The following is a 24,310-nucleotide window of genomic DNA, read 5'->3' on the forward strand; positions in this document are numbered from 1 at the left end:
AAGTGAATAACGAATACAAAAACAAAAACAACGAATGAACGGGGAGTTTTCATGGGGAACATAGGAACGAGTTCCTGGTATTCTCCGAAAATCCACCGGCAAGCGTCAAGCTCACCCTCGAATTATCAGCGTGGCCCCTTCAATTCCATGAAGCTACGACCATCAAGCAATTCAATGTAATCACAAAGCAAATTGATATTATCGATAAAAACCTTAGTGCTGATGCGGTCCTGCACCTCCCATTGACCGTTCCATGGCTGACCGCGAACACGTTTTTTGTATTTATCATCGTGAGTGATCCAACGGCCTTTTTTATCCTGAGCATCGATAATAGCAATCACCCATGGTTCTAGTTTAGCTATCTGAGCTTCTCTATCCAATCCCTCTTCCGGATCCAGATCTTGGCCCGTGTTCCAAAGACTTGCAAACCGCTTACGTACGCGATCCAGCTTATCAGATAAATCATTCTGATAACCATATCCGGTACGAGGTTCTTCACTGAGCTGTTCCGGGGTATCCCACACGAATTCGCCCGCGGTCGTAGTGTAAAGCCTTTCCTGCGCCGATCTCGATAAAGCGTGGCCATAACCCATTCTCTAATTGGGTATCGTCCAGCCAACGGAGTGCATCGTGAATAGGCTCCAGGTAGTCTCGATTGTTCAGGTAGACCGCAAGATCCATAAAGTGTCGAGGTTGTTTACCGTCACTGCAGGGCTCAAAGAAGGGGGCTCAAAACTTCTGGCCCAAGCAGGTTGCATAAATTCGTTGTACTGTTGCGCCCATCCTGGCTGAGGCGGTGCTTGCTGAGAACGCATTATAAACTGAGCGGCTCGATGCAGACTGCCCCGGATCTGCGCGTTGGCGTAGAATTCATCAGCTTCGATCATCACCCGGATACAATCGTTAATTCCATGATCATTGAAAGTCGCATAGTCATGATAATTTCCCTGCCGTGGAAACATGTGCGGCCAACCGCCATTCGCAAGCTGGGAAGTGGTCATTAAGTTAAGCCCTTTTTCAACGGCTGAAAGGGCAATGTCGTCGACAAACTTTTGCTCAAAAGCCATGAGAAAACTCAAGGCCGACTGAGTTTGATTGTCGTCAAAACTCGCCAACAAAGGTGCCGGCTTATCGAAATGAATAGTATGGCCCCAACCACCTAGATTATTCTGACCACCAATGAGTGCCTCGGCAGCCGCTTTAGCTGCACGCATGGCCGTGTTGTATTTGGTCACATCGTAAGCACGCATAAATGTCATCCCAACGGTGGGTGTGCCGGGTGGCTGAACTTCGATCGTCTGATCATCGGTGGGGCCTTCCCCCCAACGCTCGTCAAAGTCCGGAGTCACATACCAAACATAGCCACCCTCAATGCTGGTGGTTTGAAAGAAACGAATGCCGTCTTCTACCGCGCGCGTGGCATCGCGCTTGAGGTCTGCAAATGCAGTAAACGAAGTCGTAGACAGAAATAGGATAAGCAGGATAAGCGGTTTCATGAAACCTTTGGATTTGGATGAGTTTAGGATTTGCTCAGAGAGCTAGAAAAAAATTCTGTGAGTATCAAACCTTAGGGTACTCCCATTCGCCACGATAATCGCGATAGAGAAGCTTATTCGCATCCTTGTCGCCAACGATGCGTTCTTTCTGACCGTCCCACTCGATGCCGCGACCCAGTTTGAAGGACAACATGCCAAGTAGGCTCAGATTGGTTGAATAGTGAATCTCCTCAATATCGCAGACGGGTTTGTCTCCTGATTTGATACAGTGAAGTAGATCTGCCCACAGCTCACGAATGTTTTGGGAATTCGGCTCATTGAGTTGAGCCCCCCGGTGAACCACGGGCTGATTTTTATTATTCGGATAAAAGGTCCAGCCTTCACGCCACCCCATGTGAAAAGTTCCTTCGGTGCCATAGAAGTAACACCCTACATTCTCGCCCTTTTCAGCATGGTTGCCGGCAAAGCGTCGGTGCTCCCAGCTAGCAGTGAAGTTTTCAAACTCATAAGTTGCCACCTGATGGTCGGGCGCATCGGTTGTTTGTTCCTTCTCGTTGTAAATGGCCGGTCCAGCGATGGGTCGACCACCCGTAGAGTAAACATGCTTGGGGTATTTCTCTCCCAGGATCCACACGATCTGGTCGAGCCAGTGTACGCCCCAGTCGCCTAACATGCCGTTGGCATAGTCGAGGTAGTGACGAAAGCCTTTGGGATGTATGGGCCGGCCCCCGGTTCCGGGTAAGGCTTCACAATAATGGCGAAGCGGCGCTGGACCGCACCACATATCCCAATCGAGTTCTTTGGGAGGCTCGGTGTTGGGAGTCGGTTTTTCCGGGCCACCTCCATAATGCACAAAAGAGCGCACCATGCCCACTTTGCCAAGGTTACCTGCCTTTATAAACTCATACCCGGAAACATTGTGCGGAGCGATGCGACGGTGAGTACCCACCTGAACGACTCGATTCGCCGCTCGAGCAGCGTTAACCATCGCCCGTCCTTCCATGGCCGTATGCCCGATGGGTTTTTCAACATAGACATGGGCTCCGGCTTTCACGGCCTCAATCGTCTGAAGGGGATGCCAATGATCGGGGGTAGCAATAATGGCGATATCGACTTCTTCTTTGGCAAATAACTCACGGTAGTCGCGGTAAAGCTTAGGGTTATCGCCGCTCTCCTTCTTCACACGTGCCTGCATGGGTAGCAAATAGCGTTCATCCACATCGCAAAGGGCAGTGATCTTGCACTCTCCTGAGGCCATGGCTTCACCCAGAATATTTCCGCCCCACCAACCGGTTCCTACGAGGACAGTGCGGTACTTTTGACCACGAGATTGTCCGAGCAAGTAAGGAGCGGAAGCGAGAGCAGCACCAGCGATGGTGGCATCTTTAAGAAAGGTTCTTCGGGTATGCATCAAAACTGAAAGTTGATTATGATTTCGGGGCGATAGATGACTGCTTTACGGGATAGTTATTGTGCCCGTCTCGAATAGACAAGCAAGCAGGTAAATTGTGATCGCGCAGATTAACGATGCTTGCCTCAATACAGGTATGAGATTGAGAGAAAAAGTTGCGTTGGTGACAGGTGCAGCCTCGGGGATCGGCAAAGCCTGTGTAGAAAAGTTTCTAATAGAAGGAGCCAGTGTCATGGCGACGGACATCAATGAAGACGCTCTCCAATCTCTTCAGGCTCCAGGATTGAAGTCCACCAAAGGCAATGTGTGCAAGCGCGAGGACGCCGAACGAATAGTTGCGGAAACCGTAGCACAGTTTGGCCGAATCGATATCCTGGTGAACTCAGCAGGCATCACTGCAAGAAACGTTGGACCCAATGCCGATTATGAAGAACGCTGGGACGCCGTCATGGAAGTGAACGTCAAGGGCGGCATGCTCATGAGCCATGCAGCCGTAGAAGCAATGCGAGAAACAGGAGGAGGCTCTATCGTAAACATGGGTTCCATTATGGGTCTTGTGGGTTATCCGACCTCCCTGCCCTTTTCAGATGGGTACAACCCATACCCGGTAAGCAAGGGAGCAGTGACACAATTCACACGCGATCTGGGAGTCCGGCTGGCCGCTGAAAAAATCCGCGTGAACGTGGTCTGTCCCGGATTCATTTACACGGCCCTCACCGACAATGTCACACAAGATCCCGAGATACACGCTACCCTGAAAAGCCTTCATCCTATGGGCCGAATGGGGGAAGCCGAAGAGGTCGCCAATGTAACCGCATTCCTGGCATCCGATGAAGCTTCATTTGTTACCGGCGCAATGTGGACTGTCGATGGCGGGTATACCGCGCAGTAGTTTACCAACGCGAATCAAAGTGCCTCATCGAATGCCGCGATAATTTCCTCGATCGGCTCGGTGCCGACGGAGATACGAATCAGATCGGCGTTGATACCGTAGGCCATCAATTCGTCGCGTCCAGTGTCCGCTGAAACAATGTCGTAGTGAGCCATATACATGAAAGGACTCATCAGAGTGAGTTCCATGCCGAAGCTGGGGCCTTTGGGAATGCGACAGGCATCGTAAAATTCGGCTACCGGTTTCTTCACTTCAATCGTAATCATGGCACCGGGAGAACCTGGTTCCTTTTCGATCAGTTGGTAGCGTTCAGCATTATCGCCACCACAGGCCCAAAACACTTTTGCTACTCCAGGATGATTTTCAAAAAACGCGGCTAGTTTGAGTGTATTGGCGTTCACCTGTTCGGCTACCGACTCAACGTGGTCCAGCTGTTCCGCCACTCTTGCGACATCTCGGTGGTAAGGAGGTTCGACATAACTCGCAACGAGCTCCTTCGTAGATTCGTAAAAAGGCGAATCAGATTGGAGAGCGACCGCCCCCATCATGACGTCGCCTTCATGGGATATATACTTGGTCAGACTGGTGACCAGGATATCGGCAAAGGGCAAGGTGTCGACGTTGACAATCGAACTCACCGTAGGATCAAGGATCAAAGCCACTTCGTGCTCACGTGAAAGTTGCTGCAAGCGCTTTACGTCTGGAGTTTGAACCAATGGATTGGTTGGAAGCTCCGCTATGATACCAGCTACTGTTTCGCCTCGTTCTTTCAGTACGGCTTCGATCTGATCCAGGTCCGTGGGATCGGGGATAAAGATTTTCTGATCATCATCGCCGGCAAATTTGTTAAGGATCTCATAGGTATCCACGTAGATCCAACCTAGCTGGATCCATACCGTTCGGTCCTTTTTGGCCTGGACGTCTTGCACTGCCCGAAAGGCAGCGTAGATGGCGCTCATTCCAGAATTGGCCAGAAAAACATCTTCGTTGGTCCGTGCCCCAATCTTCTCAGTCAGCGTATCCTGCAAGCGTTCGTAGGCTTTCGGATCAGGGACCGTATTTCCATCCCCCTCAATAAGCCCTTCCTGTTTCAACAGATCTTCAGCTTCCCGTGAGGATATACGGTAGCCGGTATGCTGGAGAAACTTGCGGGCTTTTAGTTCGGCCTCTTCAACCTTCTCAACAGCAACGACTGCATGCGCCTCATCGGCCAAAACCTTAACGTGGGAAAAGCCTACGTAGCGCTGGAGCTCTTTAGCAGCCTGGTTCGAACACACGCAGTAAGTCACATAGTCCCCAAGCTCGTATTTTTTCTGCAAATACGCCTCCCACTGAACAACCCGGTGGTGAGACACAAACCGAGGATAAGCCACAGAGATTCGATTGTGCAGTTCCGCATCACGCTCCTCATAACGAATCACATCCTCCATGGTTGGGAAACTGCATGAAACAGCATGCGGTTTTTCCGGAATAGGAGTGGCGAATGGAATCTGACTGGAAGGGATGTGCACGTCGGATGATTAAAGAAGGATGGAAGCCAAGCACCCGCGCAGAGGAATTCAATCGTTTTCTCCGTCTCAATCGGAGTTTGTCTTGTATCACGGAATGATAGGGCCAAGCTAAACGAACTCTCTTCTTTGGTCTTACAGGCATGTTCGAACAGTTTAAACAGTGGTTTGCTTCAAAGACGACCGTGATCATTCACATCAACACGGGTCGTAACTGCCTACTTGCATCAAAGAAATTTACTCTCGGATACGGCTCAGTGAATAGCTGGAGTTTGGATAATTCAAAGCCACCCTCGCAGTTACTCCACTTCCAGAAGACCAAAACGAGCCTCGAAGTAGAACCAACGAACCCCGGCGACACCTTACTTCTCGATGGCAAACCTTGGGCAGAAGAAGTTTTAGATTTTGAAACCGAGTATACGCTGCAAGTTCACGAGGAACAGTTTCTAATCTGCGTGACAGAAAAGCCCAAAGCCTGGCTTAAACAAATCGACCTCAAGACCTGGATGGTGTTCGAACCATCTACGGGTGAGATCTATGGCCCCTTGGACAAACTCCAGCTCGAACCCTGGGTGATTGCAGAGCTCAAAGACCCAGATGAACTGATTTACTACCCCAAAGGTTCTGCCAAAGGTTTCTACATCAGCCAGGTCGTAGAAATGGAGCTTCCCGCAGCCAAGCCCCAAAAGGAAATAATTGAAGAGCGATTGAAAGAGCACCGCCCCTATTCTGCCGGCCAGAATAAAGAAAGTTCTCATCAGCCCCAGTGTCCTCATTGCTGGAGCCCGTACACGGAGGGTGATCAACTGACTATTGCTACTCACGAATCACTCCGTGGAGATCCCTTGCTCGGTGAAGATGAAATGCTACGGTTCGAGGCAGACAATTTTAATGACAACGGGCTGCCACTAGACGCTACCGGGAACGCCTTGCCTGGAAAAAGCCTGTCCCCAATGCCGATTAAAGATACCGCATGGACTCAGTGACATTCCTCAAGCCTTTGTTTCCATTCTCGGCTCCCCCGGTGCAGGAAAAAGTTATTACTTATCCGTGCTGACAGAGATTCTACAGAAAAAGGCATTTGAGAATTGGGGGGTTCACTGGAAGGACGCTGATCCCACGGCCAACGCGCCGCTCAATGCAATGCGGCACCGACTCTTTACGGCGCGTAACGCACCGGAGGCCCTACTGGCGAAGACCAGCCTTGATGGACACTTGTATTCCAAGGTCACGCTCAATGGACGCCCCACTCTACTACCCAAGCCCTTCACTTACATTTTGGAAGGCAACAATGACACGTCGCAGAGCCTGACCTTCTACGATAACGCCGGAGAACATTTTCAACCCGGATCAGATGGAACGACCAATCCGGTAACGCACCACCTGGCCCATGCACACCTCTGGTGCTTTTTGTTTGATCCCTCCAAAGACGCCGCCTTCCGTGAAAACCGCACAGCGGCTAACGATCCACAGCTTAGTCGGAATTACCCGACCGAAAGCCAGGAGCACATTCTATCTGAATTGGAAAACCGGATACGCGTAATTCACCAGCTTTCTCCACTAGGAAAACTAAATACGCCCCTCGCCTTTGTGGTGGGTAAAAAGGACATCATTCAGGATTGGGATCCGATGACCCGTTTGGAAGATCCTTGGAATGGTCGTCATTTCAATTCCATGGTCGTTGAGGAAAATTCACGCATTCTACGAGAGGGATTATTGGAACGCGTCCCGGCCCTGGTAGCACGCGCCGAAGCGCTATCCGAAAAAGTGGTTTACTTTGCCTCAACCTCTCTCGGACATTCACCCCGTCGCATCAAAACGGGTGAGCTTAGTCCCGTCCCGCAAAAAATGGATCCCCATGGCGTGGAGGTTCCAGTCTTCTGGTGGTTGACCAACTGGTCCACTGTATTCAATCCGCAACGACAGAAGTAATGGCTAAACAACTTATCTTTTGTAGTGTCCCTCATGGGCTTCAACCCGGCCGTAGCGGGTACTGCTTGATCGCAGGCCATACCGAATTACCGCAATCCCTCATCCGTCAACTCGAACAGGAGACCAGCGTCTTTCCTCCAAATGAGCAGGAAGATCACCCCGCAGTTCACGAAATCAAGAAGATCGGGGAAACCGAATGGCATATCTTTTCCCGGCAAACGACCGGGATCAAAGACTACACCGGAAGATTCAGCGGTTTAACCCATGTAGTGGTTGAACGAGGCAAGGATTTTCCCGAAGGCCTGGATCCTAAAACGGTACTCTGGAAATTCAAAAGCTGGGTAACAGCCATTCCAGACAAACCGAAAACCTACGGTCCCGCCGAAGAAATCCATCTTGATGGCATGTATCAGCGAAAAGCCACAGGCCCCAGTGCAGAGACCAAGGAAGAAGCGGATACTGAAGAAGAGACCTTTCATCTAAACCCCGATACCAATCGCGTACGCCCAAAACCGCGCCCTCGTAGTGGCATGTACTATGACGGCAAACGCAGAGGGAAAGGACGTGTCTGGGGCATTGCACTTGTAATCGTCCTGGGAGTTGTGGGTTGGAAGTTATTTTTTTCGTAACTTAGTGAAACCGGTCCCCAGATGCGGGGTTTTACATTGAGAATATAAACCTCTCAATGAAATCAAAACACATCATTTTACTGATTTGCGGAAGCATTTCTTTGGTATCATTTTCCGGCTGCGAAAGCGGTCCGAGTGCACAAAACGGAGCTACATGGGGAGCCCTAACAGGAGCGGCTTTAGGAGCCATTGTCGGTCACCAGAGCGGTGACGGAGGAGAAGGTGCTGCTATCGGAGCCGTAGTGGGTGGAGCCATTGGGCATGCCATCGGAGACGAACAGGATCGACAGTATGTCCAGGTCCAACAGCAGCAGGCCGAATTAGAAATCGCCCAAGCCCGACGAGTGCGTGCTCAACAGGAAGCACAACGTCAACGCATGGCCGTAACCAGCCCTCAAACGGAAGATCGGGAAGTCTTGGCAGCCAAGCAACGTGCCGAAGCTGCGGAGGCAGAATTGGCACGCATACGTAAAGAAAGACAGGAAGCAGTTGCCCGCGCCCAAGCTATTGAAGCATACGAACAACGCCAGCGAGCAGCCGAATCGGAGATTAACGCGCTTCAAGGAAATTAAACGCGAGCAGCACATCTATTTACAGGTCATAAGAGAACTCTCTCGGATGTATGTCCGAGGGAGTTTTTATGTACACCAACCTCGTCCCAAGAATGGAGCGCTATGACTTAAGGTTGCAATGAACCGGAAACCCAAATGTATTGCGTACTCCGACATCAATCCAACACAAAGAAGACATCATGCCGAAAGTTATCGCCACTGCAGAAGTAGAAGACATTGAAAAATGGGAAGAAGGATTTGCCACCCATGGCGACCTTTTCACAGCGCAAACGGTTGCTAATCCGATCAGCTATTTAACGGATCCGGAAAGCAATCAGATCATCCTTTGTTTTGAGCCAGAAAACCTGGAAACATTTTTCGAGCTTCTTGAAAAACCTGAAGCAGCTGAAGCGATGGCCCAAGACGGGGTCATAAGAGAAACCGTAAAGTTCTTTGTGCTGAATAAATCGGCTTCGTTTTAGTATCACTCGTCCTTCGACGAACTGAGCAGAATCAAGTCACTCAACTTGGTGAAGTAGGACTTGAAATCGGTCATTTGAGTGAGGTTCCCGATGACTTGATCGAAGAGGTCCCGCTTCGAGGCCTTGAGCTCCATGATGCGTTCTTCGATGGTTCCTTGGGTAACCAAGCGGTAGACAAACACCGTTTTGTCCTGACCGATCCGGTGGACACGATCGATCGCCTGATCTTCAACCGCGGGATTCCACCAGGGATCCATGAGAAAAACGTAATCAGCGGCATGCAAAGTAATACCCGTGCCACCTGCCTTAAGACTGACCAACATGATTCCCGCACCGGGAGTTTCTTGAAATTCGGCCACGGGCTTTTCCCTATTGGTGGTGCTACCACGCAATTCGTGAATGGGATACTTAGGCAAATTTTTCTTAACCGCACCTTTGATGCGATCGAGGAAGGTGACGAATTGACTGAATATAACCACCTTGTGTCCACTGGAGAGAACGTCGTTCAAACGATCAATAAGAATGGTGATCTTTCCGCTATCGGAGTGCGGATGTTTTCCCCAGGGAGTAAGATGAGGATCGCAGGCCACCTGGCGCAAGCGAGTAAGCAATGACAGCAGGTTGAAATTCTTCTTCTTTACAATGTCCTCGATGTCATTGCCGAGATCCTGGATACCTTCAGACGTCAGCTTGGCATATTCGCGTCGCTGAGCCTCGGTCATGGGGCAGAGTAAATCGGTCTCAACCTTTTCCGGAAGTTCTGTGGCTACTTCCTTCTTTGTACGCCTCAATACGAAGGGTGAAATTTGCTTATTGAGCCGTGGCAGATAGATCTCAGGTTCGTTGTCGAGATTCTCCTGAAAGACTTTTCGTCCGCCAAGTAACCCAGGCATTAGGAATCGAAAAATGGACCACAAATCCTGTTGTTTATTTTCCAACGGGGTTCCTGTAAGGGCAAGCCGTCGTTCCGCATTTACGGAGTAACAAGCCTGACTGACCTTGGCATCAGGATTCTTGATAGACTGGGCTTCATCGAGAACAACATACCCAAATTCAGCATCGCTCAACAGGTGCTTGTGGCGACGTAGCTGGGTATAGCTAGCCAGCCAGATCTTGGAATCGGTCTTTTCACCAAAATGATTTCCACTACGCAGCACCTCCAACTCGGTACCAGGAAACCAACGATCAAATTCTGCTCGCCAGACAGGCACCACACTCGCTGGGCAAACAATCAAGTGCCGTTTATCCAACATGTTCTTCTGTTTGAGCAGGCTCGCAACCTGAAGGGTTTTTCCTAAACCCATCTCATCGGCAAGCAAACCGTGGCAACCGACGTCACCTAAGTGCGAGAACCACTCGACTCCATAGCGCTGGTAATCGCGCAGAAACTCAGGGAGCTCCAATTCGGCTGGCTTGGTATCACTATCAAGCGCTTTGTGCCATTGCTTGAGCTCTTTGGACAGGGAAAGCTTTACTCGCTTGCGACCGTAAAGAGACAAGAGGAGATACCGAGGGATCTTCCCATCCGGCAACGAAGACTGAACCTCCTTGTAATCCCGGATGACTTTGCCTTGCTGTTCTCCGACTCGGACGATGCCGATGTTCGGAACAAAGTGGAGTGTTTTGCCACGCTTGAAAAGCGACTTACCAAGATGCCCATCGATCTTCTTTCTTCCAACCGAGAATCGCCAATCCAAACTGGTATTTTCGTCATCCAATGAACCAGCCACGACCTCGAGATCGACTTCATGGATCGCCTTGGCCCGCTTCTCCATGGCCTTATCCATCCGGATATCAAAGTGCTTACGCCACCCCGATAATGCATCTCCCACGAAGGCTGGTACCAGCCCCAGATTGTGGAGCCGATAAACCGCTTGGCTCTTAATAAACTGAAATTCACTTCTGTGAGCCAGGCCTGCTAAGCGGATGACTTGCTCTCGCTCTTTTGCACTGGGAAATTGATTCTTAGGAGGTGTCTTGAGGGCAGGTGTTTTCGATCCATCTTTATTGATCCAGGACGCGGTTAAGGTCAGTCCTTGCTGACTCAACTCCAACCACAGGTCCAATGGCCGAGCAGGAATCTCTGGCTTTTTCGCAACTTCAGGTTTTGGTTTCTTCGGTTCCTCTTCTTTCTCCGATTTCGGTTTAAAAAACTGCGGCGATGGGGCCGCTTCCTCCACCACTAATTCTTCGATTTCATAAAAGCCAGCAACGGCAATCGCACGGCCGAAGGGTCGCTGCGTGGTGGATGCCCGAACTTCGAAGGTGCCATTCTTCCAATCGATCATGGCATAGGACTCTTGTTTTTCTATCTTACAGTGGACAATGGCATCCGTCTCAGTGATCTCTACTTCGCGAATCTCTCCGCGTCGATAAAGCAAGCGACCGGCCTTTAATTCCTCCTTGGTAAACTCTCGTTCCCAGTCGCCTGTAATCCGATCAAACCACTTTTCGATGGCTTGTTTCGTGAATAGATGATTGGCGTAACGGGCGTACATAGGAACCCTTGATCATCATATCTGAGGCCAAGTCAGGGCAACTCCTTTTTACAAGAAAGGGTCGATTTCGGTTAAGAAATGAAGGAAACATGAAAGGGCTGGATCGAAGGACCCAATTCCAACTAAGATCGTGTAAAAGTGAAGGAGCCCGTTTTATATTAGACCATACATCTACCTACCCCATTCATGGAAAAGCCACTCATCGACTTCTCATTTAAACTAGCTATTGTTTTATTGTTCCCTCTAGCAGGTATGTCGCAACGGGAGACTCCCAATGTGGCGGATCCTTTGATCTACCCCTATGCAGATCCGGCAGGCAGCAGGGAGGGACATCGCTATGAGGATCATCCCATCAATGAATTTCGCCTGTACGACTTTTATCAGCGACAAGCCGATTACTACATGGAGCATGGAAATGTGCCCGACATCATCCCAGCCTATCCAGGAATGGAAGCGGGCATCAATGGACACTGGGGACGGTATAATCATTTTGATTTGTTCAGCGACATATGGGCACAGATGGACAACGGTCCCATCGTAACTTCCGTCATTCGCCAAGGACCTGACCCAATTGTAAAGGCCATCAACCTTCGCTTGGGCGACAATCAAGACATCTTCGCCTCCTTCGATCAGCTGACCTTAAGTTACCGCATGGTTTGGGAAGATGACTTTCTGAAATACCCTGAAGTGCGTTGGGGGATGATGGGCCTTGTCGAACCCGCAACTACTCCGCGACTCCAATCCTGGGACACTGGCTGGTCAAAAACGCCTACCTGGAACCAAAGCTACGATCCAAATGATATTGATTACCACGGGTTCTTCCGATTCGGAAATAAAGCCGTATTCAGCTATCAGGTACATGAAACAAAAGTGATGGAAAGCCCTGCCGCGATCCGAGTAGGAGGTGATCCCCTATTCATCAGAACCATTCACTTTCCCGAAGGAGCTGAGGATTTGAATTTAAAGTTCTTCAAATCTCCGTCGGGTGACAATCCGACTACAACTACCAAGAGTGATGAGCTACTGCTAAGTTCACTCCTGCTAAACAGCCAACAGTTCGGAGTCGCGGTCAAATCGTCAAATACCCTGAACGACCTTAGTATTAAAGTCTCGGATGAAGGATACTTCTATTTGGAAATCTCAGAACTAGAGGCAGGGACAAGCTTGACCACCTATGCCTGGAATTCTGAGGAAGCACTATCTACCATCCAACATGCAGTGGAAACTCACTCTACCATCGATCTCAGCGCATACATCCGCGGAGGACCCACTCACTGGCCGGAAGAGTTTGTAGTCAGCGGGGAGCTAGGGAAGTCGGACGGGCCCTACACCATTGATACGATTCCGGTACCCATTGAAAATCCATTCCCCTCCCCCATGTATTTGAATGGACTGGCCTTCTTCGAAAATGGAGATGCAGCCGTCTCAACCTTTTTTGGAGATCTCTGGTTAGTGAAAGGGATTGATGATCAGCTGGACAAAGTCTCGTGGCGCCGCATCGCTCAGGGGATCAATCAACCACTCGGCTTGGAAATCGTAGACGGCAAGATCCACGCCATCTGCAAAGACCAGATTACCATCTACCATGATCTCAATGGGGATGAGGAGATCGACTACTTCGAAAACTTCTGCAATACTTTCCGTACTTCTGCTGGAGGCCATGACTACAATACAGGCTTACAGCTGGATGCTGAAGGCAACTTCTACTTCGCAACGAAACATGATGGCGTTCATCGCGTATCACCCGATGGCAAACAAGTGGACATTCTTGCGGATGGTTTAAGAAATCCAAATGGGATTGGAGTCGCTCCAGATGGGCGCGTGTGGGTAACCCCACAGGAAGGGCAATGGAACCCTGCTTCGCAAATCTTTCATGTTAAACAAGGTGACTACTATGGCTTTCAGTATCACATGCAGGAAAAGAAAATTGAACCTGCCACGGCCTATATTCCACGTGGTATCGACAATTCAACCGGCGGTCAGCTGTATATAACCACGGACAAGTGGGGACCCATGAGGGACCAGGTCATCTCCCTTTCCTTTGGCACCAATTCACACTATCTGGTGCTGGAGGACATGAGCGGTCCCAAAGCACAAGGCGCGATCGTACCTCTTGACGGAGATTTCATTTCAGGAATCCACCGAGGACGCATTCATCCGATCGACGAGCAAGTATACGTGGTCGGCTCTCAGGGTTGGGGAACTTATTCCCAAACAGACGGATCTTTTGAACGCATTCGTTATACTGGCAAACCCGTTTATTATCCCCTCGGTTTCCAGATTTTCCAAAATGGCATCCGCGTCGATTTTGACCATCTCCTCTCAAAGGAAGCGGTTGAATCGGTAAAGAAGGTCTTCGCCCAACAGTGGCAGTACATTTATACCATGGGTTATGGTTCTCCGGAATTCTCTATTCGTGATCCCGAACAGTTTGGACACGATCCATTAGAAATAACCTCTGCCCACGTAGTTGGAGATGGGAAATCTTTATTCGTAGAAATCCCGGATATCGTCCCTGCCATGACCATCCATCTGCGCATGCATCTGACGTTTGCAAAAGGCGATCCATTCAAAACAGATCTTTTTGCGACAGCCCTGCACCTGGGAAAAGCATTCACACAATTCCCAAAGGCGAAACCGATTGTACAAGGGAAACTGCAGGAGATTGAGCTTACGATTAAAATGCCTCCTCCGATTCCCGGCATTGAACCGGGAAGTGACGAACAGGGCCGTCCCATCCACCTCAAAGCTTTGACGGGTTTGAAATACGACCAAACCCGGATCTCAGCCAGTCCGGGAGAACGCATTTCACTCACCCTGGAAAACACCGATGTCATGCCCCACAATTGGGTCATGGTGCGCTATGAAGGCTACACCAACGTAGGAGAGAAAGCCGATAAAATGGTTAACGATCCGAATGCCATCACCAAACAATACATTCCGGAAGACCGAGACATCCTGGAATTTACACGGCTACTCAATCCCGGCGAGTCGACCACCATTCATTTTAATGCACCCATATCCCCGGGGCACTACCCATTTCTTTGTACCTTCCCCGGTCATTGGCAAGTAATGCGTGGCTATCTGATTGTTTATTGATGAACCGGAACTTGTGTTTCCCAAAACGATCTCATTTATTAAGCCTATGTTATTTAATTCCCCTAAATGGTGGTGGTTAGCCTTTTGGTCCCTGCTTCTCATTACGCCTCCCACCTTCAGCCAAGGCATTGAGCGCACCTCCTTTTCCAAAGAGGAACTCCTGGCTAATGCCATCACCTGGTTAGCTGATGTTGAAACTGAAGACACCTTGCACGTCTACAAACTCAGTTGCCATTCTTGTATCATAGAATTGAAGGAGGCCTTCGCACAAGACACCCAGCCAATTGGGGCCATTAATTTCAGTACCTACAAAAAAGAAGACCGCCCTCTGGCCCAAGCTCTCCTTGCAACAACGCTTTCCCACAAAGAGGAAGCAAAGCGCAAAGAGGTCTTTGGAGAACTCCTCCGGTTATTTGTAGAATCAGCGGATCAATACCACAAGAATTCAAAGGAATGGCTAGAGCTCTGCTTCGGCTTTTGGAACACAGATGAGGTGGACGTCGGAGACAAGGAAACCTGGGCCGAAGCGCTTAATTGGATGGATCGTCAAAATCGGATTAACATGCTCATGGATCTAACAGCTTTCCCAGGGAGCCTGGAACTGAAGCAAACAAATCCCATCCCGCCCGTACGCACCAAAACCTACCGCGACCAGTACTCGCTCGTCGCCCTTGCCCTACCCTGGCTCAAATATCCTGAGGTTCATCCGGTCAAGGGGCAGGCACCGTCGGCCAATCACCCCGAGAATATGCCGCTTACTTTTATCAATCCACTGAGGCCCATTAACACGGAGGGCTGGGAGCAATATGCTGAAAAAGCCAGCACCGGCACGTTCTGGAACTTCATAGGCGATCCAGACATTGTGCTTCATCCTCGTATGACGGAATTTCTAGCGGGTTTCCTGGCGTTACCAACCGATGCCGAACGGCGCGATGCGTTTGCAAAAGCGATTCGCACCATAGCGGAAAGCCGAGGCTCATCTAAAAGTCTAATCGCCACCCTTCCCCGAATCAAAGATCAGCTTCTCCAGACGAAGGCTGATCGAAAGGAGGAGTTGACCGCGGAAGCCCATGAAATGCTCGAACATTTCCTCGTCTACGATAAAATTAGAAGGGAATAAGTAACCATTTATGGCTTTAATGGAGTATCTTCTAAGACATCAATTTCATTGAAACTAGGTCACAGAATTAATTATTTATAGGCCTAGACACAGAACACCCTACCTTAAGTCAGGAGAACCCATTATGAATAAAACAGTCTCACGAAGAAACTTCGTCAAAGGCACAGTAGCCGCGGCGGCAGCATCCAGCCTCTACAACATCGCAAACGCAAGCAGCCATGCCGGAGGCACCGTAAAGGTAGCTCTCATCGGTTGTGGCGGACGCTCGAATCGCGACATGCCCAATTTTATCAAAGCCTGTGAGCTTCTTGGCAAAAAAGCCAAGGTCGTTGGACTCGCAGATGCCTTTCAGGATCGCCTCGATACAGCCGCCGAAAAATACGGCGTAGATAAGAAAAACTGCTTCGTTGGGTTCAAAGCCTACCAACAAGTTGTGGAAACCGATGCCGAGTTCGTCATCATGGCAACCCCACCCAACTTCCGCGCCACCCACTTGGAAGCGGTTATCAATTCAGGCAAACACGCGATGATCGAAAAGCCGATTGCCGTCGATGCCCCCGGATGCCGCAAAGTCATTGAGATTGGCAAGAAAGCTAAGAAAAAAGGCCTAGCCATCGTGGCCGGAACACAGCGCCGTCACGACATTGCCTGGCTGACCAATAAAGCGAGGATCGATGCCGGAGCGATTGGAACCATCCTAGGTGGAACCGTTTCTTGGAATGGGACGGTTCCCTGGATTTGGGGCCGCGAACAAAAATGGGACAATCGCGAGTATCTAACCCGCAACTGGCTCAACTGGAGCGAAATGTCTGGTGACCACATCACAGAACAACACGTCCACAATTTGGATGTGGCCAACTGGTTTCTTGGTCGACACCCCGAAAGCTGTGTAGGTTTCGGAGGACGCGCACGCCGCCAATCGGGTAATCAATACGACTTTTTCAGCCTCGACCTGGATTACGGAGATGGCGTCCACATCCACAGTCAATGCCGTCAGCTTTCTGGTTGTTTCAACCGCGTTGGCGAATTTTTCCGTGGCACTGAAGGTGAATCCTTCGGTAACGGTAAGATGAAAGGCAAAGACGTAAAGATCCCGGAAATCGCCGTCGATTCTGACGACGGTTCGGTCCAGGAAATGGTTAACCTAATTCGCGGCATCTACAACGACAAGCCATTGAACGAGGCCAAGAATATCGCTGAATCAACCGCAACCGCCATCATGGGCCGCTACTCAGCCTATACCGGCAAACTGGTTCAATGGTCGGACTTGATGCAGAATCCGAAATCTGAGTTCTATAACCTCACGGTTGGTTCTTCACCGGAAGATTTTGAAAAAGGCAACGTATCCATTCCTATGGAAAACGTGGTGCCCGTGCCAGGAGACGCCATTGCCGTTCGAAGGAAATACTCCTAGAACTCTTCTACACGCTTTCAAAAACGCCGGCCCCAGGGTCGGCGTTTTTTTGTTTTAAAGATTTATGATAAAGTGGCACAAGCATCTTGCATGTGTAATCACCCTAACAAGATACAGGCAAGATGCCTGTGTTACTTTAATCCCCGAGTGATCTGATTGGAGCCATCCATCAATCATTCTGGACATGAATGTCTCCTTAAGAGACTCTTCTTTTCAGTTAATCTACCTGCCTCATGAATAACCTTACATCCCGTAGACAATTTATCGGCACTATGACAACCGCAGCGGTCGGTGCCGGAATTCTGAATACAACTCAATCCGCATCTGCTATGCATCACAAATTACCCAAAGCCAATTTCAAGTATTGCCTCAACATGAGTACCATTCGCGGGCAGGAACTGGGACTGGTGAAGGAATTAGAAGTGGCAGCCGAGGCCGGGTACACAGGAGTTGAACCCTGGATTCGAACCATTCGAACTTACGTGAAAGAAGGAGGTTCTATGATGGATCTGAAGAAACGCATCGACGACTTGGGACTCACCGTTGAGAGCGCCATTGGATTCGCTCCCTGGATCGTCGACGATCCGGTAGAACGTGCCAAAGGACTTGAGGAAGCCAAAAGCGATATGGATCTGTTGGCTCAAATTGGCGGCAAGCGGCTGGCTGCTCCTCCCAAAGGCGCCACCAAAGAAGCCGGACTCGACTTACTTGCTGCCGCCGATCGTTATCGAGCTCTTCTGGAAGTAGGCGACGAAATGGGTGTCGTCCCACAAGTAGAAGTGTGGGGATTCTCGAAGAACCTACATCGATTGGGACAAGCTGTTTTTGTAGCAATTGAAAGCGGCCATCCGAAAGCCTGTGTGCTTCCCGACATTTACCACATTTACAAAGGTGGCTCCGACTTCACCGGTTTGAAAATGCTCAGCAAATCATCGGTCCATGCCTTCCATATAAATGATTATCCGGCTGACCCACCCTGGTCAAAAATCGGCGATAAAGATCGCGTTTTTCCAGGTGATGGCATCGCGCCCATGAAACAGATCATGACTACCCTGGTGAACATCAACCCGGATATGGTCTTCTCACTCGAATTATTTAATCCCACTTATTGGGAACAAGATGCTCTGAAGGTCGCAAAAACCGGACTTCGCAAAATGAAAGCTGAAGTAGAGAAAGCACTTGGTTAATGGAGAAGATCTATTCCCCATGGAAAAGTAGCACAGGCATCTTGCCTGTGTAGGACCAGGAAGCAACACAGGCAAGATGCCTGTGCTACTCTACTCGAACCCCAATCCACTCTTATCCATTGCCCCAAAATCCACTCACCCCTATATTACATTCCATGAATCGTATTCTCCTTTTCTTATTGTTTCTTCTTCCTATCTCGATCAACGCCCAAGACCTGGTCTTCGCCGAAGGCTCAGAATGGGAGGTTATTTCAGAGGGCCATCAATTTGCCGAAGGCATGGCCTGGGACAAGCACGGTCACTTTTACTTCACCGATGTCCCGCGTAATCTGTTGTTTAAAGTCGACAAAGACACGGGCGAGAAAACTTTGATTGATGGAGCAACTGGTCGAGCAAACGGCATCGCCTTCGGACCCGACGGTCGACTCTATGGCTGCTCTAGTGGTGACAAAGCGATCAATGCCTGGGATCCAAAGACCTGGGAAAAGACCGCCGTCAACACAGGCACGCTAAGTAACGATATAGCCATCCTCGACGACGGCACCATTTTCTACACCGATCCGAACAGCAAACTTGTCTGGCGTTTAGCCGCTGGATCATTCGAACGCAACTTGGCAGCCACACTTTCATGGAAGCCCAATGGCATTGCTCTATCTCTTGATCAAAAAACACTCCTGGTTGCCGAGTTTGACTCCGATACCGTCCATGGCTTCTCCATCGGAGAACATTCGCGTCTCACAGGTGTAAGGTTTCCAGCCTATAAGCTAGGAATGACATCCGATAGCCTGACTCGGCTGGACGGAATGGTTGTGCTCACCGACGGGCGCCTGCTAAGCGGAACGGCTCTAGGAACTCAAATCGTACCTCCCGTTCATGCGTCTGCTGCTTCTGGGCCACTTATCATAATCCCATCACCCGATGGCCGCCCACGCTGCAATTACGCCAGAATCAGCCCCGACAACCAGTGGATGTATACCGCTTACCGCGACGACCTGCTCAGACGGCGCCTAGCAGAGGGCTTTGGGCAACCCTGAACTCTTGACGGCGCCTCCTAGTTCTGAGTTAATGTAGGGTGTCTCCGAGACATTGAGACCTAGAACAGCTTTTGACAGCTGCAGGCATGACATACTCGATCACATACCGCTTACCCTCGCGAGGCATCGCTATGCCCCGACTCCTCGCTGTTGTTGCTTGTAGTTTCCTCGCGCTATTTTCCTCTGACTCACATGCGGAATACTCCGAGCAGGAAAAATCCTATTGGGCCTTCCAACCCATTTCTAAACCTAGCGTACCTGAAACAAAAGACCGAGGATGGGCACACAACGAAATCGATGCCTTTATTCTTCGTTCCCTGGAAATCAATCAACTGACTCCGACCCAGGAGGCAGACCGAACCACCCTCATCCGCAGGGCCACCCTTGATCTTCATGGATTGCCTCCCACTCCGGAAGCCACCGCTCGTTTCATAAACGATGCATCGCCCAATGCCTATGAGAAACTGATCGACCGCCTTTTGGAATCACCTCGTTACGGCGAACGTTATGCGCGTCATTGGCTCGATCTCGTTCGCTATGCTGACTCGGATGGATTCAAATCCGATGTACTGCGACCCAATGCCTGGCGCTACCGTGATTACGTGATCAATTCTCTAAACCAGGACAAACCGTACTCACGATTCGTAAAGGAACAAATCGCCGGAGATGAGCTGTATCCAAATAACGACGACGCAAAAATTGCCACCGGATATCTCCGCCTTTGGCCCTACGAAGATAACCAACCAGATATGGGTCGCCACTGGGAGGCGACCCTGGATGATATAACTGATGTATCCGGTGACGTGTTCCTGGGAATGAGCATGAAATGCGCTCGCTGCCACGATCACAAATTTGATCCCATTTCCCAAAAGGACTATTTCCGCTTTCGCGCATTCTTTTCTGCTATCTCACCCTGGGAGGAAATGTATCTGGGCGGTGAAAAAGCTGAACAGAGCTACCAGAAGCAATTTGCACAATGGTATGCCATGACAGCTCCCATTCAGCAAGAGATGGAATCGATCAAAGCCGGTGCCTGGGAAATAAGGAGGCAGGTAGGTTACAAAAAACTGCCACCTTACATCCAGGAAATGATGGAAAAGGAAAACCGTACTCCCTATGAAGAGCAGCTGGCCCGTTTCGCTGATAAGATGATGAACTTTTTGGCCAATCGTGATTACGAAAAAGCTATTTCAAAAGAACACGTTCAACGCTGGCACGAACTGAAAAAGCAGTTAGCACAGTTTGACGAATTCAAACCTGCGGAACGTGAGGCAGTCTCAGCTGTAAGAGACGTTGGCAGAACCCCGCCACATACCCTGCTCAATACCGAGAAAGGTGAGGAGGACATTGCACCCGGTTATCTTTCCATCCTCGATTCAGGAGAGGCTGAAATCGCAGCACTTGACGAACAAATCAATTCCACAGGCCGCAGGACAACTCTCGCAAACTGGCTCACAGACAATGAGAACCCGTTGAGCAACCGGGTTATGGTGAATCGTCTATGGCAATGGCATTTTGGAAGTGGATTAGTCAATTCGAGCAATGACTTTGGTGTCTTGGGCGATAAGCCCAGTCATCCCGAATTACTGGATTGGCTAACGCAGAAGTTTATCAACGAGAACTGGAGTCTCAAGTCAATGCACCGACTGATCATGACCTCCGCTACCTACCGGCAAGGATCCATTCGAATGGACGCTGATCTGGCAAACGAGCATGATCCGAAGAATCGGCTACTCTGGAAGATGCCTGTACGCCGAATGGATGCTGAGCAATTACGTGATGCCATGCTTCATGTAACCGGGGAGATGGATCTGAATATGGGAGGCCGTGCAGTTGAGGAGGAAGCGTCCACTCGAAGATCCATCTATGTGGTGAACAAACGGAACAAGCACAGCACCATGATGAACCACTTCGACACACCAGACTTGCACAACAGCTGCCACTTACGCGACGTAACCACAACTCCAATACAAGCATTGGCATTGATCAATGGGAGCTGGACGATCAAACGCGCAGAACAATTTGCCCATCACTTGGAAACCCTGGAAGCCGGAAGTAAAAAAGAGCGCATCTCAATGGCATTTCAAAGAGCACTCGGTCGCGCACCTCAGGAAGATGAGCTCAAGGAAGCTCAAGCATTTCTCGAACTGACCAAAGGCAATCCTCATGAAGAGCGAGAAGCATGGATCGATCTCTGCCACGTGCTGATCAACACCAACGAATTTATATACATCAACTAACGCTGCAGCTCGTATGAAATTCTACCGCGATCACCATAACCAACTGGTTCCCCACATGGAAGCAACGGTGTCGCGTAGAGATTTCCTAATGCGGGCAGGAGGTGGCATTGCAGGGCTGGGACTTGCCGGTGTCCTCGGATTGGATAAAGCCTTTGGCAAAGTCACCGATCCTCTTCTCGCAAAACCAGGACATCATCGAGCAACGGCAAAGCGGGTTATTTTCTTATTCATGGAGGGTGGTCCCAGTCACATTGATTTGTTCGACCCCAAGCCCCTCTTGAACGAGCTGCACGGTCAAACACTGCCAAAGAGCTTTAAAGAACCTATCACCGCCATGGGCGAGCAAGGATCTCCCTTGCTCGGTTCCCCCAGAAAGTGGAAACAACATGGTGAGAGTGGAGCCTGGGTATCAGATTGGTTTCCGCATATCGCCAACCATGTAGATGACATGGCAGTGATCCGCTCCTGTTGGGCCGATGGTCTCAATCATGTCGGTTCCGTTTGTCAGATGAACACGGGCTCGATCTTGGGCGGTCGCCCTTCCCTGGGTGCATGGGCAGTCTATGGACTGGGTACGCTAAACAATGACTTGCCATCGTTCGTCGTTCTGAAGGACACCAAAAAGATTCCATTGGGGGGTGTCCGCAATTGGGGAACGGGCTTTATGCCCGCTACCTACCAGGGAACCCTGTTTGAGAATGGATCCGTCCCCATTCAAAACCTCAATCCGCCTACGCATATTACCAGCGCACGGCAGCGCAAAAAACTCGATCTTCTTAATCAGCTGAACCAGAAGCACGCGGAGTTAAATCAATTCGACGACGAACTGGAAGCCCGCATCAACTCCTACGAAATGGCCTACCGCATGCAGGCCGAAGCTCCAGAAGCGGTTGATTTCTCGACCGAGTCGGAGGCAACGAAGGCGCTCTATGGTATGGACCAAAAAGAGACCGAAGGTTTTGGAAGACAATGTCTCATGGCTCGCCGCCTGGCAGAACGAGGTGTGCGCTTTGTGCAAATTTATAGTGGTGCCGGTAGTGCCTGGGACACCCATGCCAATCATGAGGAACGGAGTACGAATCTGTGCCGCTCTGTGGATCTTCCGATTGCTGGACTGCTCACCGACTTGAAACGACGTGGACTACTCGAAGATACGCTCGTCGTATGGGGTGGAGAATTTGGACGCACTCCGATGAGCGAAAAAGGTAATGGACGAGACCACAATCCTTATGGTTTTACCATGTGGATGGCAGGCGGAGGCGTCCACGGCGGACAAACGATAGGAACCACAGACGATCTCGGCCTCTATGCAACCAGTGAGCAAGCTCACGTGCACGACTTACATGCATCGATCCTACATGCCATTGGTCTTGATCACATGCAGCTCGAATTCAAATCGGGCGGTCGGCTGGAACGACCCACCATCAACTCGGGTAATGTCGTAGAGAAGTTGTTTACCGGCTAAAGGATTAGCACCTCGACCTTATCGGAATCAGGATCGATACTAACTGGTTTAAGAAATATGGTTCGCCTCTTACTTCTCCTGACAGCGGTCACAAGCTTTTCGACAAGCCTGACCTTTGCGAATACAACAAAGCCGGTCAGAACTCTCGAAGCCTTTGCCCAGGCTATCGAGATAGCCAAACCGGGAGATCAGATCATTATAGCCAACGGAGAGTACCAAAACTGGTCCATTGAAATCGATTGTGAAGGAACGGCGAACCTTCCCATCAGCATCAAAGCTCAAAAAGAACACGCAGTCGTATTTACCGGGACCAATCGTTTTCGCGTCACAGGTAACCATTTAAAACTCAGTGGCTTTGTGTTTGAAGACTGCGACTTTCAATCAGACCTCATCGAATTCAAATCCGCAAAAAACAATACTCTGTCCCATTGTATCTTTCAAAACAGCGGAGGAGATAGAGCATCAATAGCTATTAAACCCGGTGCTAGTAACAACCTCATCTCCGAATGTGAATTTATCAACCTGGCAGCGCGGAGTATAAACCTTACGATCAATGAGGATATCCAGACTCTGGGAATCCCCATGCATAACGTCATTCGAAAGAACCTATTCCGGGATATTCCAGCCAAGGGAGAAAATGGACGGGAGACCGTGAAGATAGGGCAGAACCAACCAGAGAATGGTCACGTCCGTGCCATGACTCTAGTAGAGGAAAACACTTTCATTCGCTGCAATGGTGAGGGTGAAATCATCAGTAATAAGTGCGCAGGTAATATCTATCGCAATAATACTTTCCAAGATTGCGATGGAGAACTGGTCATGCGGGGAGGCCGGGATTGTCTCATCGAAGGCAATAAAATGTACAACTGTAAAGGAGGTATCCGACTATCGGGTACTGGGCACACCGTACAAAACAACTGGATCATTAACAGCAGGACCACAGGCATACGTCTGCTCTATGGCATGACCTCAGAACAGGGCGGACATTACCAGGCCCCGAGCGATTGCCTTATCACTCAGAATACCGTCGTTAATCCAGGAGAGGCTGGCATCCGGATTGGAGATGGCCGCGACAAAGACTGGGGAACAGAAAAAGGAATCCAGTCCATCGAACCGAAGAACAACCGCTTTGTTCGAAATATTATATCCGGAGTTCAGGGGGATTTGTTGGTTCATAACTTGGCCCCACACAATGAGATAGAAAGAAACATATTTCAACTAATCGAGAAGGCCGTTGTATCCAACCCGGGAAGCAATCCACTGTATATTGACCCCCTATTCCTTGACGAAGCAAACCAGGACTACCGGCTGCGGGCGAACAGCCCTGCAAGGTTTAAGTGATCTACAAAACG

The 24,310-nt window shown here is 49.9% G+C and carries 20 protein-coding genes; 14 read left to right on the forward strand and 6 right to left on the reverse strand.

Features of this window, described 5'->3' with window-relative positions:
- Positions 1–125 precede the first annotated feature (125 nt).
- The 4 genes from GA003_16100 to GA003_16115 all read right to left on the reverse strand — a co-directional run bounded on the left by GA003_16100 (position 126) and on the right by GA003_16115 (position 2,907).
- The gene (locus GA003_16100; GenBank protein ID QXD27520.1) at positions 126–524 is read right to left on the reverse strand and encodes a hypothetical protein; all 399 of its coding nucleotides are present in this window, start codon (positions 522–524) and stop codon (positions 126–128) included.
- Entirely contained in the window at positions 496–681 is a 186-nt protein-coding gene (locus tag GA003_16105; GenBank protein QXD27521.1) for a hypothetical protein, read from the reverse strand. Before GA003_16105 ends, GA003_16100 begins: the two co-directional genes overlap by 29 nt.
- On the reverse strand, positions 660–1,496 hold the full coding sequence (locus tag GA003_16110; GenBank protein ID QXD27522.1) for a pectate lyase: 837 nt from the start codon (positions 1,494–1,496) through the stop codon (positions 660–662). Before GA003_16110 ends, GA003_16105 begins: the two co-directional genes overlap by 22 nt.
- A 64-nt stretch (positions 1,497–1,560) precedes the next feature.
- Entirely contained in the window at positions 1,561–2,907 is a 1,347-nt protein-coding gene (locus GA003_16115) for a Gfo/Idh/MocA family oxidoreductase (GenBank protein ID QXD27523.1), read from the reverse strand.
- Between the two features lie 136 nt (positions 2,908–3,043).
- Between GA003_16115 and GA003_16120 the strand changes: the two genes are divergently transcribed.
- A complete protein-coding gene (locus GA003_16120) occupies positions 3,044–3,799 on the forward strand; it encodes an SDR family oxidoreductase (protein QXD27524.1) in 756 nt (251 codons plus the stop codon).
- A 14-nt stretch (positions 3,800–3,813) separates the two neighbouring features.
- On the opposite strand, the gene GA003_16125 is transcribed toward GA003_16120, so the two are convergent.
- The gene (locus tag GA003_16125; protein QXD27525.1) at positions 3,814–5,310 is read right to left on the reverse strand and encodes a PLP-dependent transferase; all 1,497 of its coding nucleotides are present in this window, start codon (positions 5,308–5,310) and stop codon (positions 3,814–3,816) included.
- A gap of 140 nt (positions 5,311–5,450) precedes the next feature.
- Between GA003_16125 and GA003_16130 the strand changes: the two genes are divergently transcribed.
- From GA003_16130 to GA003_16150, 5 genes are all read left to right on the forward strand, one after another.
- Positions 5,451–6,293: a hypothetical protein gene (locus GA003_16130; protein QXD27526.1), complete on the forward strand. Its 843-nt coding sequence runs from the start codon at positions 5,451–5,453 to the stop codon at positions 6,291–6,293.
- Between the two features lie 64 nt (positions 6,294–6,357).
- A complete protein-coding gene (locus GA003_16135) occupies positions 6,358–7,239 on the forward strand; it encodes a hypothetical protein (protein ID QXD27527.1) in 882 nt (293 codons plus the stop codon).
- Positions 7,239–7,868, forward strand: a complete 630-nt coding sequence (locus GA003_16140; GenBank protein QXD27528.1) for a hypothetical protein — start codon at positions 7,239–7,241, stop codon at positions 7,866–7,868. The genes GA003_16135 and GA003_16140 overlap by 1 nt, the downstream gene beginning before the upstream one ends.
- Before the next feature lie 56 nt (positions 7,869–7,924).
- Positions 7,925–8,440: a hypothetical protein gene (locus GA003_16145; GenBank protein QXD27529.1), complete on the forward strand. Its 516-nt coding sequence runs from the start codon at positions 7,925–7,927 to the stop codon at positions 8,438–8,440.
- A gap of 179 nt (positions 8,441–8,619) precedes the next feature.
- Positions 8,620–8,901 (forward strand): hypothetical protein, encoded by a 282-nt coding sequence (locus GA003_16150; GenBank protein ID QXD27530.1) that lies wholly within the window; start codon positions 8,620–8,622, stop codon positions 8,899–8,901.
- 2 nt (positions 8,902–8,903) lie between these two features.
- On the opposite strand, the gene GA003_16155 is transcribed toward GA003_16150, so the two are convergent.
- Positions 8,904–11,399 (reverse strand): DEAD/DEAH box helicase, encoded by a 2,496-nt coding sequence (locus tag GA003_16155; GenBank protein ID QXD27531.1) that lies wholly within the window; start codon positions 11,397–11,399, stop codon positions 8,904–8,906.
- 186 nt (positions 11,400–11,585) lie between these two features.
- Between GA003_16155 and GA003_16160 the strand changes: the two genes are divergently transcribed.
- The 8 genes from GA003_16160 to GA003_16195 all read left to right on the forward strand — a co-directional run bounded on the left by GA003_16160 (position 11,586) and on the right by GA003_16195 (position 24,299).
- Complete coding sequence (locus GA003_16160) at positions 11,586–14,498, forward strand: hypothetical protein (protein ID QXD27532.1); 2,913 nt, start codon at positions 11,586–11,588, stop codon at positions 14,496–14,498.
- 46 nt (positions 14,499–14,544) lie between these two features.
- Entirely contained in the window at positions 14,545–15,618 is a 1,074-nt protein-coding gene (locus GA003_16165) for a hypothetical protein (protein ID QXD27533.1), read from the forward strand.
- A gap of 124 nt (positions 15,619–15,742) precedes the next feature.
- Entirely contained in the window at positions 15,743–17,032 is a 1,290-nt protein-coding gene (locus GA003_16170) for a Gfo/Idh/MocA family oxidoreductase (GenBank protein QXD27534.1), read from the forward strand.
- 233 nt (positions 17,033–17,265) lie between these two features.
- The gene (locus GA003_16175) at positions 17,266–18,219 is read left to right on the forward strand and encodes a sugar phosphate isomerase/epimerase (protein QXD27535.1); all 954 of its coding nucleotides are present in this window, start codon (positions 17,266–17,268) and stop codon (positions 18,217–18,219) included.
- Between the two features lie 155 nt (positions 18,220–18,374).
- Entirely contained in the window at positions 18,375–19,253 is an 879-nt protein-coding gene (locus GA003_16180) for an SMP-30/gluconolactonase/LRE family protein (protein QXD27536.1), read from the forward strand.
- Positions 19,254–19,384: 131 nt separating this feature from the next.
- A complete protein-coding gene (locus tag GA003_16185) occupies positions 19,385–21,493 on the forward strand; it encodes a DUF1549 and DUF1553 domain-containing protein (protein ID QXD27537.1) in 2,109 nt (702 codons plus the stop codon).
- A 13-nt stretch (positions 21,494–21,506) separates the two neighbouring features.
- Entirely contained in the window at positions 21,507–22,958 is a 1,452-nt protein-coding gene (locus tag GA003_16190) for a DUF1501 domain-containing protein (GenBank protein ID QXD27538.1), read from the forward strand.
- A gap of 57 nt (positions 22,959–23,015) precedes the next feature.
- Positions 23,016–24,299, forward strand: coding sequence for a right-handed parallel beta-helix repeat-containing protein (locus GA003_16195; protein QXD27539.1), 1,284 nt, complete (start codon positions 23,016–23,018; stop codon positions 24,297–24,299).
- Positions 24,300–24,310: the final 11 nt, after the last annotated feature.

It is taken from the genome of Opitutia bacterium ISCC 52, from assembly GCA_014529675.2.
Classification (GTDB): domain Bacteria; phylum Verrucomicrobiota; class Verrucomicrobiia; order Opitutales; family UBA2995; genus UBA2995.